This is a genomic window from Nocardia niwae NBRC 108934 = DSM 45340 (genome assembly GCF_001613465.1).
Lineage (GTDB): Bacteria > Actinomycetota > Actinomycetes > Mycobacteriales > Mycobacteriaceae > Nocardia > Nocardia niwae.
The window spans coordinates 1-18233 of record NZ_BDCK01000015.1; the positions used below are offsets into that span (position 1 = coordinate 1).

General features: G+C 69.2%; 14 protein-coding genes and 2 pseudogenes. 11 read left to right on the forward strand and 5 right to left on the reverse strand.

The features are described 5' to 3' along the window. From NNI01S_RS35195 to NNI01S_RS03900, 8 genes and pseudogenes are all read left to right on the forward strand, one after another. Positions 1-203 (forward strand): annotated as a pseudogene (locus NNI01S_RS35195) (hypothetical protein); the annotation flags it as partial. Continuing rightward, positions 200-1690 carry an SCO6880 family protein gene (locus NNI01S_RS03870; protein WP_063017581.1) on the forward strand — a complete coding sequence of 497 codons (1491 nt, stop codon included), beginning with the start codon at positions 200-202 and terminating at the stop codon, positions 1688-1690. The pseudogene NNI01S_RS35195 and the gene NNI01S_RS03870, both read left to right, overlap by 4 nt. 7 nt (positions 1691-1697) lie before the next feature. Then, positions 1698-3841, forward strand: a pseudogene (locus NNI01S_RS03875) (putative type IV secretion/conjugal transfer ATPase). Continuing rightward, positions 3838-4146, forward strand: coding sequence for a transposase (locus NNI01S_RS03880; protein ID WP_040867646.1), 309 nt, complete (start codon positions 3838-3840; stop codon positions 4144-4146). Before NNI01S_RS03875 ends, NNI01S_RS03880 begins: the two are co-directional and overlap by 4 nt. 37 nt (positions 4147-4183) lie before the next feature. Further along, on the forward strand, positions 4184-5848 hold the full coding sequence (locus NNI01S_RS03885; RefSeq protein ID WP_063017582.1) for a peptidoglycan DD-metalloendopeptidase family protein: 1665 nt from the start codon (positions 4184-4186) through the stop codon (positions 5846-5848). 65 nt (positions 5849-5913) lie between these two features. Further along, the gene (locus NNI01S_RS03890; RefSeq protein ID WP_063017583.1) at positions 5914-6477 is read left to right on the forward strand and encodes a hypothetical protein; all 564 of its coding nucleotides are present in this window, start codon (positions 5914-5916) and stop codon (positions 6475-6477) included. A 42-nt stretch (positions 6478-6519) separates the two neighbouring features. Continuing rightward, positions 6520-8355 (forward strand): type IV secretory system conjugative DNA transfer family protein, encoded by a 1836-nt coding sequence (locus NNI01S_RS03895; RefSeq protein ID WP_063017587.1) that lies wholly within the window; start codon positions 6520-6522, stop codon positions 8353-8355. Further along, entirely contained in the window at positions 8352-8738 is a 387-nt protein-coding gene (locus NNI01S_RS03900; protein WP_233060934.1) for a DUF4913 domain-containing protein, read from the forward strand. Before NNI01S_RS03895 ends, NNI01S_RS03900 begins: the two co-directional genes overlap by 4 nt. An 81-nt stretch (positions 8739-8819) precedes the next feature. On the opposite strand, the gene NNI01S_RS03905 is transcribed toward NNI01S_RS03900, so the two are convergent. Together NNI01S_RS03905 and NNI01S_RS03910 are read right to left on the reverse strand one after the other, a co-directional pair. Further along, a complete protein-coding gene (locus NNI01S_RS03905; RefSeq protein WP_063017590.1) occupies positions 8820-9362 on the reverse strand; it encodes a hypothetical protein in 543 nt (180 codons plus the stop codon). A gap of 411 nt (positions 9363-9773) precedes the next feature. Then, positions 9774-10652, reverse strand: coding sequence for a peptidylprolyl isomerase (locus tag NNI01S_RS03910; protein WP_063017592.1), 879 nt, complete (start codon positions 10650-10652; stop codon positions 9774-9776). 139 nt (positions 10653-10791) lie between these two features. Between NNI01S_RS03910 and hisS the strand changes: the two genes are divergently transcribed. The 3 genes from hisS to NNI01S_RS03925 all read left to right on the forward strand — a co-directional run bounded on the left by hisS (position 10792) and on the right by NNI01S_RS03925 (position 13988). Continuing rightward, complete coding sequence (gene hisS / locus NNI01S_RS03915; RefSeq protein ID WP_063017594.1) at positions 10792-12063, forward strand: histidine--tRNA ligase; 1272 nt, start codon at positions 10792-10794, stop codon at positions 12061-12063. Between the two features lie 153 nt (positions 12064-12216). Further along, positions 12217-12864 (forward strand): hypothetical protein, encoded by a 648-nt coding sequence (locus NNI01S_RS03920; RefSeq protein ID WP_063017596.1) that lies wholly within the window; start codon positions 12217-12219, stop codon positions 12862-12864. Between the two features lie 119 nt (positions 12865-12983). Continuing rightward, positions 12984-13988, forward strand: a complete 1005-nt coding sequence (locus NNI01S_RS03925; protein WP_063017597.1) for a malate dehydrogenase — start codon at positions 12984-12986, stop codon at positions 13986-13988. Positions 13989-14038: 50 nt separating this feature from the next. Here NNI01S_RS03925 and NNI01S_RS03930 read toward each other — a convergent pair whose 3' ends face one another. The 3 genes from NNI01S_RS03930 to NNI01S_RS03940 form a co-directional block, all read right to left on the reverse strand. After that, on the reverse strand, positions 14039-15118 hold the full coding sequence (locus NNI01S_RS03930) for a 2-oxoacid:ferredoxin oxidoreductase subunit beta (RefSeq protein ID WP_063017598.1): 1080 nt from the start codon (positions 15116-15118) through the stop codon (positions 14039-14041). Next, positions 15115-17103 (reverse strand): 2-oxoacid:acceptor oxidoreductase subunit alpha, encoded by a 1989-nt coding sequence (locus tag NNI01S_RS03935; RefSeq protein ID WP_063017600.1) that lies wholly within the window; start codon positions 17101-17103, stop codon positions 15115-15117. The genes NNI01S_RS03930 and NNI01S_RS03935 overlap by 4 nt, the downstream gene beginning before the upstream one ends. Before the next feature lie 110 nt (positions 17104-17213). After that, positions 17214-18230 carry an Rv2578c family radical SAM protein gene (locus NNI01S_RS03940; protein WP_063017602.1) on the reverse strand — a complete coding sequence of 339 codons (1017 nt, stop codon included), beginning with the start codon at positions 18228-18230 and terminating at the stop codon, positions 17214-17216. Between the last annotated feature and the right edge of the window lie 3 nt (positions 18231-18233).

Genomic DNA, 18233 nt, shown 5'->3' on the forward strand with positions numbered 1-18233 from the left:
AGGGCGGCGCGGCTCCGCGCGCCTCCGGACCCGCGGGCGCGGCCGGGGTAGCGTCCGGAGCGGCCAGGACCGCCGGCCGGATCGGCGCGGCGCGCGCCGCGAGCGGCGGGCTGAACCGGGCCGACCAAGCCATGGGTGACGTCGCGGGCGACCGCTGGACGAACCGTTCACCCGACCTCGGGAGGAGCACCATTCCGCGATGACACTCACCGACACCTACGAGCGACGCTCGTACGGGTTATGGCAGAAGCCGCGCAGCGCAGGTCTTTTCGGCCTGCGCTGGGAGGAAACCGTGCTCGGCTTCGCGGTCGTGATCACGGCGTTGATCACCGCGATGGTGGGCGGCTTCCAGTGGGGTGCGATCGTCGGCGGCGTCGGTGTCGTCGTGATGGTCCCGCTGGTATGGCGGACCGGAGGTCGTTCGGGCTACGAGACGGGATTGATGATGTTCAACTGGATGCGCTCGCGCAGTCGTGGCGAGCACGTGTACCGCGGTGGCCGCTTCTCCCGGATTCCCGGCGGCGTGACCCGCCTGCCCGGGTTGCTCGCGCCCTCCAAGCTGTACGAGGGCATCGATGCGGGTGGCTACAGCTTCGGCATGATCCACCTGCCCCAGTTCGCCCAGTACACCGTGGTGCTGCGCGCCTGGCCGCAAGGCCACGAGGCGGTGGACCAGCCGGTGATCGATCGGTGGGTCTCGGCGTGGGGGACCTTCCTCGCCTCGGTCGGCCAGACCAGTGACATCGTGGCCGTGGTGCCGGTGATCGACACCGTGCCGGAGACCGGAAACCGCTTGCTCACCGAAGTTTCCACGATCACCAGGCCGGAGGCGCCGGAGCTGGCCCAGCAGGTGATGTACGAGCTGGCCACCGAGCTGCCGCAGGAGCGGGTGCAGTTGCTGCCGCGGGTGGCGATCACGTTCAAGGCCACCACCGCCGAACGTCGCAAGAACCCGGCGGAAGAGGCCGTCGAGATCGGCCGTCGCCTGCCGGGCATCTGCGCCGCGCTGGCCGAAGCCGGGGTGCGCGCCCAGCCGATGTCGGCCGACGAGGTGATCGCGTTCATCCGCCGCAGTTACGATCCCGCCTCGCAGGCCGACCTGGAAGTGGCCGCTGGCGAACCCGAGGGGCACGGCCTGGACTGGGCGGACGCGGGCCCGGTATCCCACGACGAGAAGTGGGATCACCTGGTGCACGACGGCGGCCGGTCGGTGACCTGGGAGATGGATGCCGCTCCGGAGGGCGCGGTCGACGAGCGGGTGCTGCAGCGGCTGCTCGCGCCGAATCCCGAAGTACCGCGCAAACGTATCGCGATCGTGTACCGTCCGCACTCAGCCGCCGACGCCGCCGAAATCGTCGACGACGATTTCAAGAACGCGTTGGTGGCTCAACAGAGCGAACGCGGGGTCGTGTCCGCGGCGGCGACGCTGCGAGTGGGCGCGACTCAGCAGGCCCGCGAGGAGCAGGCCAGGGGTCACGGTGTGACCCGCTTCGGGGCGCTGGTGACCATCACCGAGCCCCTGCGCGGTGACCTGCCGCGTATCGAAGCCATCACGCGCGACCTGTCGACGCAGGCGCGCCTGAAGATTCGGCGGTGCTACCGCTACCAGGCGGCGGCCTTCGCGGCCTCCCTCGGTTGCGGGGTGATCCTGCCGGAACACGCGACTATTCCGAAGGCACTGGCGGGGTGAGCGATTCATGGCACGGGACTACGAGCCACCCGTACGGGAACGGGACGAGGACGCGCGCCGCAGGCGGCTCGAGCAGTCCGGCCGGGACGAGTGGGGGCAGCGGCCGGAGCGCCGCCGCCCCGCACGGGATTCGGCGCGGGTGAACAGCGACGACCGGCACGGCGTCGACACGCCCGACCGGCGCGCGGCCGAGCGGCGTGGGCGACCGGGCGGGGGCCGGTCCGACAGCGTGCGCGCCGACCGTGGGCACGCCGAACGCCCCCGCGGCGAGCGGAACCCGCGCATGTCCCGGGACGCGGTCACCGAGCGCATCGCCGCGCGGCCGGATCGCAACGGCGCCAAGAACGGTCGCGTGGCCCGGCCCGCGAAGGTCGATTACACCGCCGACCGCGCGATGGGTGCCCCGTACACGGACAAGGCGGCCCGCCGCGCGAAGGCGAAAGCGGATCGGCGCAAGCAGTCCGGGCCGTCCCTGCTCGACGACGCCACCCGCGCCAAGCTGGAGATGATCGCCCGCGAGGGCAGTGGCCTGCGGGCGGCGTTCGCGCAGTTCCGGGTCCGCACCGACGACATCCGCCGCCGCAACTACGCGGCGCGTGCGGAGCAGACGATCGAGGACGGATTCGACCGCAGTACAGCGCAACTCACCGACCGTGGCTACGCGGGGCCCGGTGGCGGCCGGATGAACGTGGTCGGCCGCCCGGTCGAGTACCGTGCCACCACCGCCCAGGTCGCCGGCCTGTGGCCTTGGTCGGTCGGCGCGGGCGCGCCGCTGATCGGCACGCCCCTCGGTTCGCACCTGCACACCGGTGCGCCGGTCTGCTTCGACCCGATGAACTGGTTCATGCGCGGCAGTTTCATCACCGCGCCCAGCCTGTTCGTGCTCGGCCTCAACGGTTTCGGCAAGTCCTCACTGGTCCGCCGGATCGTGCTGGGCGGTATCGCGCAGGGGATCACGCCGTTGATCCTGGCCGACGTCAAGCCCGACTACCGGAAGATGGTCGAGCTGGTCGGCGGCCAGGTGATCGACCTGGGGTACGGGCACGGCAAGCTCAACCCGCTCGCGGCGGGCGTGCTCGGCGCAGTGGTCCCGCGGCTGGAGGAGTTCCCGGCCTTGCAACTGCAGGTGCTGCAGGACTTGCGAGCCCGGCAGGTGACTCTGATCGCGGGCCTGGTCGAACTGGTGCGCGGCGACCGGGTGCGCGACTACGAGGAGACGCTGATCTCCACCGCGCTGCGCATCCTGTACCGGCCGGGCAGCGGATACACGCCGGACAAACCGCCGATCATGGAGAACCTGCTCGAAGTGATCGTCGGCGGTGGCGAGGAATTGATGCTGGACGCCGGGGCGGACGACATCACGGAATACCAGGAGGCGATCAAGGGGCTGCGCCGCTCCCTACGCGCGCTCACCCAGGGCCCGTTCGGCGCGGTCTTCAACGGTCAGACCACGGTGCCGATCGACACCAGCGCGGTCGCGGTGTGCATGGACGTCTCGCACATCCCGACCGGCGACAAGAAGCTCAAGGCAGCGGTCATGCTGGCCTGCTGGGCCGACGGTTCGCCTCGGTCGAGGCCGCGCACGTGCTCGCCGACGCGAAGCTGGGCCCGCAGCGTTATTTCCAGGTGGTGATGGACGAGCTGTGGCAGGTGCTCGGCCTCGGTGATTTCATGGTCGACCGCGTCGACGAACTCACCCGGTTGCAGCGCGGCATCGCGACCGCGCTGATCATGATCAGCCACACCATCAAGGACCTGCAGGCGCTCGGATCGGAAGCCGCCATCGCGAAGGCGCTCGGTTTCCTCGAGCGGGCGCGCGCCAAGATCTTCGGCGCGCTCCCGGCCGAGGAGATCAAACGGCTGGACAGCACGGTTCCGTTCACATCGGCCGAGGAGGAGATGGTGACCGGATGGTCCGCACCGCAAGCGCTGACCGGTGAGGCGCTCAAGCCGGGACAGCAGCGGCCGTCACCGCCGGGCACCGGCAAGTTCCTGCTGAAGATCGGTGAGGATCGCCGCCCCGGCATCCCGTTCCACATGGAATTCACCCTGTCGGAGAAGGAAAGCGGGATCCACGACACCAACCAGCGGTTCAGCGAGTTCACCGAATCGACGTCGCGCGGAACGGATTCACCGGGGAGCGCCGCATGATGCCGCACCGGTCCTACCGCCGCGTCTCTCCGGAGGTGCGCCAAGCGGCGGTCGAACAGGTCATCGCGCTGACCGGCAAGCTGCGCAGTGAATCGGAGGCCTGCCGCGTGGTCGCCGAGCAGATCGGTGTGCACACGAACTCGGTGCGGAATTGGGTGCGCGCGGCCGAAGGCCCCGGGCTGGAGCGGATGGACGCGACCGCGTTGCGGCGCAAAGTCGCACTGCTGCAGCAGCAATTGGCGGCCGCCGCCGAGATGAACCGCACATTGGCCGACACCCTCAACGAAGCCCGGCGCCGGACGTGAAGCACGGCTGCGCGCGGCACGATGCCGGAGTGCGGCGATGAGCGGCAAATCGGTGTTGTGGACGGCGCTGGGCGCGGTGCTCGGCCTGATGACCATCGTGCTGGTCATCGTCATGCCCGCCGTGGACGACGCCTGCGAGGGCGGGTCCGTACTCGGTTCGCAGTCCGTGCTCCCGCCGCTGGGCGGCTACCCGCCGGGTGATCGGCGCGCTGCCGCGACCGCCGGTCCCAGCGCGACCCAGTCCAACCCGGCCGCCACCGCCACCCCTTCGCTCGCCGCGGGAGCCGGCCCGCTGCGCCGTACCTTGCCGATGGCCACCGGAACCTTCACCGTGTCGGACACCTTCGGCGCGCGAGGCGGCGCGCACAGGGGCGTCGACCTGGCCGCACCCGACGGCACACCCATCTTCTCGGTATCCGACGGCCGCGTGGTCGCCGCCGGTCCGGCGTCCGGCTTCGGCAACTGGATCGTCGTCGATTCCGTGGACACCAACGGTCGTTCGTACTCGGCGGTCTACGGCCACATGTGGGACTCCGGCGTGCTCGTCCGCGCGGGCGACACGGTGACCGCGGGCCAGCACATCGGCGCGGTCGGTTCGGCCGGGGAATCCAGCGGCCCCCATCTGCATTTCGAGATCGTCCCGGGCGGCCGGTTCACCGGTGGGCGCCAGATCGACCCGCTGCCGTGGCTGGACGGCGCCCCGACCCCGGACGTCGGCGGTGCGCGCGCCTACTCGGGCGATCCGCGCTGCAGCCTCGGTTTCGGCACCGCCGGTGGCGCGCTGGCCGCGGGCAAGGTGCCGCAGGAACTGGAGATCTGGTATCGCCGCGCGGGTTCCATCTGCCCGCAGATCACGCCCTCGCTGCTGGCCGCGCAGGGCAGGCAGGAATCCGGATTCCGGCGCGGTGCGACCTCCCCGGCCGGGGCGCAGGGCCTGGCACAGTTCCTGCCCACCACGGCGGTGAGCATCAATCCCGACGACGGTCGTCCCTACGTGATCGACGCCGACGGCAACGGCGTCGCCAGCGTGTGGGACGACGGCGACGCGATCATCGGTCAAGGACGCTATATGTGCGCGATCGCGCACAAGATTCAGCGGTGGCAGACCGAAGGCAGGGTGCAGGGCGACATCGTCGCGCTGACACTCGCGGCCTACAACGCGGGTGAGGGCGCGGTGCTGGCCTCCGGCGGCATGCCGAACCAGGTTGCCGCGCACTACGCCGAGACCCAGCCGTACGTGCGCAACATCCTGACGATGGAAGCGCAGTACCGGGCGCCGGGTTCGGTCGGCCGGTTCACCCCGGGGCAGGGGACCGCGGGCGATCAGATCGTCGAAGCCGCGCACGAATGGCTCGGCACACCCTACGTCTGGGGCGGTGGCGGCCCGCAGGGCCCGAGCGGCGGCGGGCTGGACGGACCGGGCCTGACCGCGGCGGCGGTGTTCGCCGCGTCCTCCGGCGAGGTGACGTTGCCGCGCACGGCCGAACAGCAGTGGGAGGCGGGCGCGGAAGTACCGATGCGCAAGGCGCAACCGGGTGATCTGGTGTTCAGCTCGTTCGGTCCGCGTGGACCCGCGCAGGTCGGCGTCTACGCGGGCAACGGGCGGATGATCCAGTCCGTGCCCGGAGCGGATGCCCGATCCGCCGGTGGCGTTTCGGAAGTCGCGGTTCCGGGGGATGGACGTGCGAGGAGGGTGCTGTGAGTGGTGAGGGGCCCGAACACGCGGCGGCGGGACTGCCGCGACGCCCCCGTGTGCGGTTAGCCTGGATGGATAGAGCGAATGCACGGGCGAAACTGGTGGTGATGCTGGTGGTGAGCGTCGCGGTGCTCGGTGCGGCCTGCGGCCGTGCGGACCGCGCGGACGCAGGATCCGATGCGGCGCACCCGGCTACGTCCACACCCCGTTTGCTGGAGGGCGTGCCCGCTCCCGACCCGGTGACGCCCGACGGCGTCGCGGTCGCGGCGCTGCGCGAGATCTACAGCTGGCAACCGGCCTCCGAGACGCAGGGTGCTTCCCTGAGCCGAGCGCGAAAGTTTCTCGGCCCCAGCTTGATTCGTATGCTGGATGCGGCGCCGACCGCGGAGGAGACACCGAAGTCGACGCTGCAGTGGGCGGATTGGGCAAGGGAGGGGGCGCGCGTGGAAGCGTTCACGTTCGCGTCCGGGGAGAAAGCTCCGCCCCTCAGCGACCCGAACGTCCAGCAGTTCAAGATCGGGATCGAGCAGACCGTCGTCTATCCGAACGGACGCAAGGAGCCGCTGCCGCCCGCGACGGTGATCGCCACCGTCGTGCGCACACCCGACGGCTGGCGGCTCGACGCATTCCGCTGACCACCCGCTTTCCGTACCGGACGGCCGACCCAGGAGGCACACATGGCGAAGAAGAAAAAGGTGACGGATCCGGCCATACCCGGACCCGACGTCAGCCTGTTACTGACCTACGCCGGCTTCGCGATCTTCGGAACCCTCTGGCTCGCGCTGCATCTGGGCAACATGCTCGAGGGCAGCCCGCAGAACGTCCCGTTCAATCCGATCGCCATCGCGGCGGATCTGGCGCGGGGCAAGCTGCGCTGGCCCGGCGCGGCCACGGCGATCGTCTTGCTGGTCGTCCTGAGCGTGGTCGCGTATCTGGTGATCCGCAAGGAGTTGCAGAAGCGCCGGAGCAAGGGGAGGTTGCCGGTCGACGACAAAGCCGACGTGATGGGCAACGGCGGCGCGATCTCGATGCTCACCGAGGCAGGTGTCCGGGAGAAGGCCGAGCAGTTGGGCGTCAGACTCGGCTACGACGACGCGCCCGGCGTACCGATCGGCGTCGGTGTGGCCGACGGGGTGATGCTCTACGGGTCGTACGAGGATCTGCACCTGGACATCTGGGGCCCGCGCCAGGGTAAATCGACCTCGCGGGTGATCCCGGCGATCCTCACCGCGATCGGCCCGGTGCTGGCCACCTCGAACAAGCGCGATGTGGTTGACGCGACCCGGGACGTGCGGGAGTCCAAGGGAAGTCCCACCTTCGTCTTCGATCCGCAGGGCGTCGCGGGTGAAGAGCCGACCTGGTTCTGGGATCCGCTGTCCTGGGTGGACGCCAAACGTGAAGGTTGCGAGATGCGCGCGGCGCGGCTGGCGGGACATTTCGCCGACGGCGACGACGGCCGCGACAGCAAGTCCGACGCGTTCTTCGATCCCGAAGCCGAGGACCTGCTGGCCGGGTTGTTCCTCGCCGCCGCCGTCGGCGACCGCAACGGCAGCAGGCCGATCGTGCAGGTGTGGGAGTGGGTGACCAACCCGCAGGACACCGAGCCCATCGAGTTGCTGCGCGCCGCCCGTCACCACTACACGGCCTCGGGCCTGTCTTCGCAGTACAACACCGATCCGCGCACGCGCAGCGGCATCTTCGGCACCGCGAAGAAGATGATCCGGTGCTTGAAACTGTCGAATGTGCATCCGTGGATCACCCGCGGCGGCGACCGCAGGGAGTTCGACGAGCTGGAATTCCTGGAGAACAACGGAACGCTCTACAGCCTGTCGCTGGAAGGCCGCGGATCGGCCGCGCCGCTGGTGAGCGCGCTCACCGAGGCGGTGGTGGACGTGGCGATGCGCAAGGCGTCGCAGTCGGCCGGTGGGCGTCTGGCGATCCCGATGCTCGCGGTGCTCGACGAAGCCGCCAACGTGGTGCGCTGGAAGGATCTGCCCAAGCAGTACAGCCACTTCGGCTCGCGGGGCATCGTCGTGATGACGGTGCTGCAGTCCTGGGCCCAGGGCGCCCGCTGCTGGGGTGAGAGCGGTATGAACGCGTTGTGGTCGGCCGCGAACATCAAAGTGCTGGGCAGCGGCGTGGACGACACCAAGTTCCTGCAAGAGCGTTCGGACGTGCTCGGTGAGTACGACGCGATCTCGCAGTCGGTCTCGGAATCCAAGGGCGGCAAGAGCTATTCGCGCTCCCTCGGCTCGTCCAAGACGTTCTCGGTCAACGGTTTGGCGACGCTGCCCCGGGGGCGGGCCATCCTGTTCCCGTCCGGTGCGCCGCCGGTGCTCATCCGAACCGTGCCGTGGTGGGAGGGTGAGTACGCTGCCGATGTGAAGAAGTCCATCTCGCGTCACGACCCGCAGCGCAAGACGGAGATCACCGACCTGATCGGCGCGCCCTCGCTCAGCAAGTCGACGCCGCCGCCGGAGTACGGACAAGTCGAGGAGGTTCGTCCGCTGTGACCGAGCAGCAGCAACAACCGATGATCTACGCGAGCGTGGTGGAGTTCGTCGAGAACTACCTCAGCTTGGTCTACCGGCGGCAGGTCACCGACCTCAGCGACACCGTGTGGTGCCCGGAGTGGTGGCAGCACGCCGAGGCCGTCGCCCGGCTGGACGCGCTGTGGCGGGCTTGGGAGCACTACCGGCTGGACGGGCGAACCGGACTGAGCGTCTGGTTCCTCGATCACGCGGACCCGCACATGGCAAAGCTGTTCGACCCCAAGGGGCCGTTCAAATATTGCAGTGTGCGCAACGGCCACAAGGACATGCTCAGCCCGCTGCCGTTGAAATCGCCGCAGCACGGTATGTTCGGCGATCCCACGGTGGGCGACTTCCGCACGTAACAGAGTGCGCCGCAGCGGTTCTCGCGATGGCACCGCGACGACGAACGCCCGCCGGAATCCGGCGGGCGTTCGTTCGTTCGGCTACCTCGTGCGTTCCAGGCCGCGGGATTCCTGCTCCCTGGCCCTGGTGACCGACGGCGCCTGGTCGGGGCGGGAGCGTACGGCCTCGCCCGGCGGTTGCGCCTGCCCCACTTCGATCAGCATCCGCACCGCGGCGAGCTCCGGCGCCACACCCATTTTCGCGAGATGGGCCGCGATCGCCATGCGCCGTTCCTGGGAGTCGTATTGCAGAGCGGGCTTGGCGGCGGCGTTGGCCGCCATGCGGGATGCCTCGGCCTGCGCGGAGAAGCGGTCTTTCTCCAGCGACACACCCTTTTCCGGGATCGGCTTCTCGATCAGCCGGGCCAGCTCGGTGTTGCGCGGATCCTTGGCCTTCGCGTCGCGCGCCTCCCGCAACTGCAATTCCTTGGCCTCTTTGATCCGGGCCTCGGTGAGCTTGACGCGCGCTTCGGCTTCCTTCTGACCACGCTCGCGGGTCCGCAAGGCGACGAGCGTCGCAAGCTGCAACATTGTCCTCATCATGGCCGCAGTTTCCCGGCCGATGTCGTCCAGTTCCTCGGACATGGCTGCTCCCCGATGCTGCAGTGATCACTATGGATGATGGTGGTGCTTCGTTACGGACGCCGCCACGCGAACTGTAGTCCCGTGCAGCGGGTCCCGCCTGCAAACGTGGACACCCGGAGAACTTGTGGCGGGGCACTTCCTGTCCGGGGGATCGCCCGGTCGAGGCCGCGCTACGCTGCAAGAACTCCTTGTTTCGAGGTTACCTGACAAAGGCTGGCACAATCGAACGAGCGTGCTGCTTTATCAGCATATATCGCACATTTCCGGCGTGTCTCCGGGCGCGCCGGATGATCTTCGGGCCGAGGGCATCCTAACCGAAGAAAGGGTCGGCTAGCCTCACTTCGGCCGTACGGGGGTAGACATGGCTCGGGCCCGCTGCCGACAGGTCGGCAGCGGGCCCGAGCGCGCGCGTCAGCGGTCGATACGCACCGATTGGATCGTGACCGGCTGCTTGGGCTTGCCGTCACCTGGGCCGTTGGAGTCGTCCTGACCCAGTGCGGCGATCTTGTCGAGCGTGGCGAGGCTGTTGTCGTCCACCGTGCCGAAGATCGTGTACTGCGGCGGGAGCTGCGAATCCGAGTAGACGATGAAGAATTGGCTGCCGTTGGTGCCGGGGCCCGCGTTGGCCATGGCCAGCACGCCGCGCTTGTATGCGACCGGCTCGGACGACGCCGCGGGGTCGTTCGGAGCATACTGATCGGTCGGATATTCGTTGTCGAATTCGTAACCCGGCCCACCCATTCCGGTGCCGGTGGGGTCACCGCACTGCAGGACCTTCAGGCCCTCACCCGCGGTCATGCGGTGGCAGCTGGTGCCGTCGAAGTAGTTCTGTGCCGCCAGGCTGACGAAGCTGTTCACCGTGCACGGCGACTCGGCGTTGTTCAGGGTGAGCCCGATGGGGCCCTGGCTGGTCTCCATGCTGACGCTGACCTCGGCGTCGACGCCGGTGGTGGGAATGCCGTCGGCCTTCGGCTTGCTCGCAGGCTTGTCCGCGGGCTTGGCGCTGTCACGGTAGGTGCAGTCGACCGTCGCGGGCTTGGCCTTGGCGGAGGGCGGCGCGGCCGCGGCGGGCGTGCTGGACAGCGAAGCGTCGGCGGCGTCGGAGCTGCTGTTGTCGTCGCCGCGAGTCAAGAAGTACACCCCGGTCACCGCGGCGACCACCACGACGACACCGAGTACCGATCCGGCGATGGTGAGTTGCTTGCGCTTGCGCGCTCGCTCGGCCCGGTTGGCGAGCTGACGTTCCAGCTTGCGTTTCGCCGCTGCTCGTCGCTGTTCGTTGCTCGGCACTACCACGTTCCTCCCGTATCCGGTTACATCGGGATAAGAGTGTGCCATTTCTACCTGAGACTGCTCCGCAACCTTCCTGAGAGGCGGTTCGGCGAACCGGTTGGACTTGCGGGGCCGTAGTGGTGGAAACTGGAGCATCGTGACCAAGACCAGCAGCTTCTCCGCCCCGAAGGGGGTACCGGACTATGTGCCGCCCGGCTCGGCCGAGTTCGTCGCGGTGCGCGACGGCCTGCTCCGCGCCGCCCGACTGGCCGGGTACGGGCATATCGAGCTGCCGGTCTTCGAGGACACGGGCCTGTTCGCCCGTGGTGTCGGCGAGTCCACCGACGTCGTCACCAAGGAGATGTACACCTTCCCCGACCGCGGCGATCGCAGCGTCACGCTGCGTCCGGAGGGCACCGCGGGGGTGATGCGCGCGGTCATCGAGCACGGCCTCGACCGCGGCCAGCTTCCGGTGAAGTTGTCCTACGCCGGTCCCTTCTTCCGGTACGAACGGCCGCAGGCCGGACGGTACCGGCAGTTGCAGCAGGTGGGCATCGAGGCGATCGGCGTCGACGATCCGGCGTTGGACGCCGAGGTCATCGCGATCGCCGATGCCGGATTCCGCGGGCTGGGCCTGGATGGTTTCCGGCTCGAAGTCACTTCCCTGGGTGACGAGACGTGCCGTCCGCAGTACCGCGAGCTGCTGCAGGATTTCCTGTTCGGGCTGCCGCTGGACGAGGAGACGAAGCGGCGCGCCGAGCTCAACCCGCTGCGTGTGCTGGACGACAAGCGGCCTCAGGTGCGCGAGATGACCGCGAACGCGCCCCTGATGATCGATCACCTCTCGGAGTCGGCCAAGGCGCACTTCGAGCAGGTGCTCGGTCACCTGGACGCGCTGGGCGTGCCGTATGTGGTGAACCCGCGCATGGTGCGCGGCCTGGACTACTACACCAAGACCACGTTCGAGTTCGTGCACGACGGTCTCGGCGCGCAGTCCGGCATCGGCGGCGGCGGCCGCTACGACGGTCTCATGGCCGAACTCGGAGGCCAGCCGCTGTCGGGTATCGGGTTCGGCCTCGGGGTCGACCGCACCATGTTGGCGTTGGCGGCCGAGGGCAAGTCGGCGGGTGACGAGGCGCGCTGCGAAGTCTTCGGCGTGCCGCTGGGCGATGCCGCCAAGCAACGGCTGGTGGTGGTGGCCGCGCAGTTGCGCGCGGCAGGCATCCGGGTCGATCTGGCCTACGGCGGGCGCGGTGTGAAGGGCGCGATGAAGGCGGCTGACCGCTCCGGGGCGAAGTTCACCCTCGTTCTCGGCGACCGCGACATGGCGGAGAACACCATCGGACTCAAGGACATGGCGACCGGCGACCAGCGGCAGATTCCCCTGCCCGAGGTGGTCGGCGTGATCCGGGAGTCGCTGGCCGGGTAGCGAGGTGGCGGGGCGCCCGGCGGCGTCGGGTTTCCCGACGCAACCGCCGGGCGCGCGGTACTGTGCGTCGAACCCGTCGCCGTCCGAGCGGCGGGGGCGGTTACGTGACCGGCGCGCACAGCACCGCAGCCGGAGTCGCGAGAGGGCGGAGTAGTGTCCACGAATTCTGATGACCAGCAGTCGCTCGCGCCGGTCGGGCTCGATCTGGTCGCGCCGGAACTGTACGCGCCGATGCTGCGCCGCCTCGCGCTGGCCGCGTCGGGCATCGGCCTCGGCGCCGCGCTGCTGGCCGCGACCGTGGTGAGCTGGCCGATCGCGGCGGCCATCGGCGTCGTCGTCGGCGCGCCGACGGTCCTGTACGCCGTCGCGCTGCGACGACGGCGAATGTGGATGACGGGCAACATGATCCATGCCCGGAGGCTGTTCGGGGAACGACAAGTGCAGCTGTCGGCGGCGACGGGGGTCGAGATCCTCGTGTTCCCGGCCCGGTTGAGCCGGATCGCCCTTCGGGTCACCGCGGGGGAGGTCTCCCAGATGATTCCGCTGGCCATGTACACCGATGCGGGCAGCGGTCGCGAATTGCACCTGCTCGGGTTGCGCAGGCTCGCGGATGCGCTCGCGGCCAGTCGATTGGCCGCGGCTGTAGCGGTTTCCGAGGTGCTGGTGCATCAGTTGCGGGCCGAGGCGCGTGATGCCGGGCTCGAGGAACGGCCGCTGTATCGCGCCGTGCGGCTCGCGCGGGCGAAGGACGTGGTGTCGCCGATCGTGCTGACCGACACCGAGGTCGCCACTCTCGCCTGACCCGGCGCTCCCACTGACCCGGTTACTGGTCACTGTCATGTGGCTCACCGTGGGGCTTCGGAGACGGTGAGAGTGGCTAGGGTGGGCAGCAGGAATTCGCCGATCGCAAGGAGTTCGCCGTGAGCACCCCCGCTGGGACCGTGACCGTCACCGTGACCGGAGCCGCGGGCCAGATCGCCTACGGCATGCTGTTCCGGATCGCCTCCGGTGCGATGCTCGGCCCGGACACGCCGGTGCGACTGCGGCTGCTGGAAATCCCCGCCGCGGTGGCGTCGCTGGAGGGCGTCGCGATGGAACTGGAGGACGGCGCGTTCCCACTGCTGGAGTCCATCGACATCAGCGACGACCCGTGGATCGGCTTCGCAGGCGCCGACATCGCCCTGCTCGTCGGCGCACGGCCGCGCACCGCCGGGATGGAACGCTCGGACCTGCTCGCCGCCAACGGCGCGATATTCACCGAGCAGGGCGCCGCGATCAACGCCAGCGCCGCGGACGACGTGAAGGTGCTCGTCATCGGCAACCCGGCCAACACCAACGCCTTCATCGCCATGAGCAACGCGCCGGACGTACCCGCCGAGCGTTTCACCGCCATGACCCGGCTGGACCACAACCGCGCCATCGCGCAACTGGCCAAGAAGACCGGTGCGCCCGCCGCCGGCATCGCGCGGGTGGCGATCTGGGGCAATCACTCGGCGACGCAGTACCCCGATCTCGCGCACGCCACCGTCACGGGACGCCCCGCCCTCGATCTGATCGGCGATCCGGCGTGGCTCACCGAGACGTTCGTGCCGACCGTGCAGCAACGCGGCACCGCCATCATCCAGGCGCGCGGCGCGTCCTCGGCGGCGAGCGCGGCCAGCGCCGCGATCGATCACATCCACGATTGGGTGCTCGGCACCCGGGACGGCGACTGGGTGTCCATGGCGGTGCCCTCGGACGGCTCCTACGGCGTGCCCGCGGGGCTGATCAGCTCGTTCCCGGTCACCTGTGCGGACGGCGAGTACACGATCGTGCCGGATCTGGCGATCGACGAACTCGCCCGTCCCCGGATCGACGCCTCGGTCGCCGAGTTGGAGCAGGAGCGCGACGCCGTCATCGACCTCGGTTTCGCCAAGCGCGCCTGACCGCTACGCGGACGGCCGCCGTCCCGCGCGGCCTGCACCTGCTCGGCCGTTCATCCGACCGTCCAGGTCTCCGGCCCGGTGAGCAGGGACTGGAGCGAGTCCGGACCGACCGGCTTCTGCTCGCGCGCCGTCTCGGTCTGGTAGCGCACCGCATCGTCGTAGGTCGGTCGAGAGACACTGCGGAAGATGCCGGTGACGACATGCTCGAGTCCCTGGTCGGACAGCCGCGACAGCGCGTAGGCGTACTCCGGGTCGTCGGCGTAGGCGTCGTGCACCACGATGTCGGACAGCGCGACGCTGTCGGCGCGGGCGACCGTCAGCCCGAAACCCCGCCGTACGACGGCCATTTCGCCCTCGGCGCCGAAACGGATCGGTTCGGCATGACGCAGCGGGATGAGATGGTCGGCGGCGTTCTCCCGGCGCAGCACGTCGAACGAGCCGTCGTTGAAGATGGGGCAGTCCTGCAGGATCTCCACGAACGACGTGCCGCGATGCTCGGCGGCGGCGCGCAGCACCTCGGTGAGTCCCGCGCGATCGGAGTCGAGCGCGCGGGCGGCGAAGGTCGCTTCCGCGCCGAGCGCCACCGACAGGGTGTTGAACGGGTGGTCCACCGAACCCATCGGGGTCGACTTGGTGACCTTGCCCTGCTCGGAGGTCGGCGAGTACTGGCCCTTGGTCAAACCGTAGATCCGATTGTTGAACAGCAGGATCGTCATGTTCACATTGCGGCGCAACGCGTGGATGAGGTGATTGCCGCCGATGGACAGGGCGTCGCCGTCTCCGGTCACCACCCAGACCGACAGGTCCGGCCTGCTGACCGCCAACCCGGTCGCGATCGCGGGCGCACGACCGTGGATGGAGTGGATGCCGTAGGCCTCCAGGTAGTACGGGAAGCGGCTGGAGCAGCCGATCCCCGACACGAACATCAGGTTCTCCCGGCGCAACCCGAGTTCGGCGAGGAAGCCGCGCACCGTCGCCAGGATCACGTAGTCGCCGCAGCCGGGGCACCAGCGCACCTCCTGATCGGAGGTGTAGTCCTTCACCTTCTGCGGTCCGTCCGCGGACGGCACCCCGGACACTCCGCTCAGTCCCAGATCGGTGCCGATCAGCGAGGTCTCCACGATGGTCATGCGTTACCCCCAGTCATGCGGTACGCGGCTGCCTCGCCTGCGCTCGGCTGTGGACGGACTTCGTCCGGCAGCGTTCGGTAAGCGGCCGCCGCCCGTGCGGCGAAGACCTTGTTCTGTTCCATCTCCTCGATCGACCCGTCCAGCGCCGCGTCGATGACCCCGACCAGTTCCTGCGCGGAGAACGCGGTGCCGGCGATCTTCGTCCACGGCCGCACGTCGACCAGGTACTTCGCCCGCAACAGCGTGGCCAGCTGGCCGCCGTTCATCTCCGGCGCGACCACGACGCGATAGCGGCGCAGCACCTCGCCGAGGTTGGCGGGCAACGGGTTCAGATGTCGTAGATGCGCCTGGGCGACCGGGACGCCGCGCCGCCGCGCGCGCCGGCATGCCTCGCCGATCGGGCCGTAGGAACTGCCCCAGCCGATCAGCAGCAGCTCGGCGGTGCCGTCCGGATCGTCGGCCACGAGATCGGGGACATCGATGCCGTCGATCTTGGCTTGGCGAAGACGGACCATGAGTTCGTGGTTGGCCGGGTCGTAGGAGATGTTGCCGCTGCCGTCGGCCTTTTCCAGACCGCCGATGCGGTGCGCGCGCCCCTTCGTGCCCGGGACGGCGAGCGGGCGGGCGAGGGTGTCGGGGTCGCGCGCGTACGGCTGGAACGCATCGGCGTCGTCGCCTTCCGGTTCGAAGGCCGGGTCGATCGGCTCCATCTCGTCGACACGCGGAATGGCCCATGGCTCCGAGCCGTTCGCGATCGCACCGTCGGACAGCAGCAGCACCGGAGTGCGGTAGGTGAGTGCGATCCGGGCGGCCTCCACCGCGGTGGCGAAGCAGTCGGCGGGAGAGCGCGGGGCGAGCACCGCCACCGGTGATTCGCCGTTGCGACCGTAGAGCGCCTGCAACAGGTCGGCCTGCTCGGTCTTGGTCGGCAGCCCGGTCGACGGTCCGCCGCGCTGCACGTCGATCACGACCAGCGGCAGCTCCGTCATCACCGCCAGGCCGATGGTCTCGCTCTTGAGCGCGAGTCCGGGGCCGGACGTGCTGGTGACGCCCAGCGCGCCGCCGAGCGAGGCGCCCAGCGCCGCCCCGATCCCGGCGATCTCGTCCTCGGCCTGGAAGGTCGTGACGCCGAAGTTCTTGTGCTTGCTCAGCTCGTGCAGGATGTCCGAGGCCGGCGTGATGGGGTAGGTGCCGAGGAAGACCGGTAAGCCCGCGAGCCGGCCCGCGGTGATCAGGCCGTAGGCGAGCGCGGTGTTGCCGGTGATCTGGCGATAGGTGCCCGGCGGCAGCTTGGCGGGCGCGATCTCGTAGGTGGTGGCGAAGCTCTCGGTGGTTTCGCCGTAGTTCCAGCCCGCCCGGAATGCCAGGATATTGGCCTCCGCGATGTCCGGCTTGGTCGCGAACTTCTCTCGCATGAACTGTTCGGTGCCGCCGATCGGACGCCCGTACATCCAGGACAGCAGACCGAGGGCGAACATGTTCTTCGCGCGCTGCGCGTCCTTCTTGCCGACACCGGTCGATTCGGTGGCGCCGAGGGTGAGCGAGGTCATCGGGACGCGGTGCACCACGAAGTCCGACAGCGTGTCGTCGGCCAGCGGATCGGCGGAATAGCCGACCTTGGCGAGGGCGCGCTTGGTGAACTCGTCGGTGTTGACGATGACCGTGGCCCCGCGCGGGAGATCCTCCAGGTTCGCCTTGAGCGCGGCCGGGTTCATCGCGACCAGCACGTCGGGCTGGTCGCCCGCGGTGAGGATGTCGTAGTCGGCGATCTGGATCTGGAAGGACGAGACGCCGGGCAGCGTGCCCTGGGGCGCTCGGATCTCGGCGGGAAAGCTGGGCTGGGTCGCCAGGTCGTTGCCGAAGGCGGCGGCCTCATGGGTGAAGCGATCGCCGGTCAGCTGCATTCCGTCGCCGGAGTCCCCGGCGAACCGAATGACAACCTTTTCCAATTTCGCTGTGCCGACATCGTTTTGGTGTGAAACCATATGCCTGCTTCACTTCCTCGTCGCTGAGAGGTGCCATCGCCAAACTACTCCGTCGAACGCGGTGTGCGCCTCCGAAGCGCGCGGACCGGCGAGATCCGGCGAGGATGGCGTCAGGCGAACAATGCCAGCTGCGCACCGGTCGTGTGCGCGGTTTCGAGTCGTGTCTCCGGTTCGGCTTGTCCATGCCCCGTCAAACCGTGCTCCGCCAGCAGCGGAGCGACCCGCCCGCGCAGCCAGGCGGAGTACTCCGGCGTGACGTAGGCCCCGCGGCGGTACAGCTGGCGGTACCGCCGCAGCAACGCCGGATGGTGCTCGGCCAGCCAGGACAGGAACCAGCCCCTGGTGCTGCCGCGTAGATGCATCGGGAACGCGACGGCCGAGTCCGCCCCTGCCTCGGCGATCGCGCCGAAGAGCGCGTCCAAGTGGGCCCGGCCGTCGGTGAGACAGGGGATCACCGGCGCGACCAGGACGTTGACCGCGAAACCCGCGTCGGCGAGCGCGCGCACCAGCTCCAGCCGGGCCCGCGGTGACGGCGTGCCGGGCTCCAGGCTCCGGTGCAGATCCTGATCGAGGATCGCGATGGAGACCGCGAGACTCACCCGCACCTCGCGGGCGGCCGCCGTGAGCAGCGGCAAATCGCGGCGCAGCAGGGTGCCCTTGGTGAGGATGGAGAAGGGGGTGCCGGATTCGGCCAGTGCGCGAATGATGCCGGGCATCAACCGATATCGCCCCTCGGCGCGCTGATAGGGATCGGTGTTGGTGCCCAGCGCCACCGGTTCGCGGCGCCAGGACCGCCTGCCGAGTTCTTTGCGCAGCACCGCCGCGACGTTCGTCTTCACCACGATCTGCGAGTCGAAGTCCCGGCCCGCGTCCAAGTCCAGGTACTCGTGTGTGCTGCGCGCGAAACAGTAGCGGCACGCGTGCGAACAACCCCGCATCGGATTGACCGTCCAGTGGAACGGAACGTTCGCACCCTCGGGCACCCGGTTCAGCGCACTTTTGCACAGCACCTCGTGGAACGTGATGCCCTCGAACTCCGGTGTCTGCACGGTGCGCACCAGACCGGCCCGGGAGAGCCCGGGCAAGGCGCCGTCCTCGGCGTCCAGGGTCTGGCTTTGCCACCGCACCCA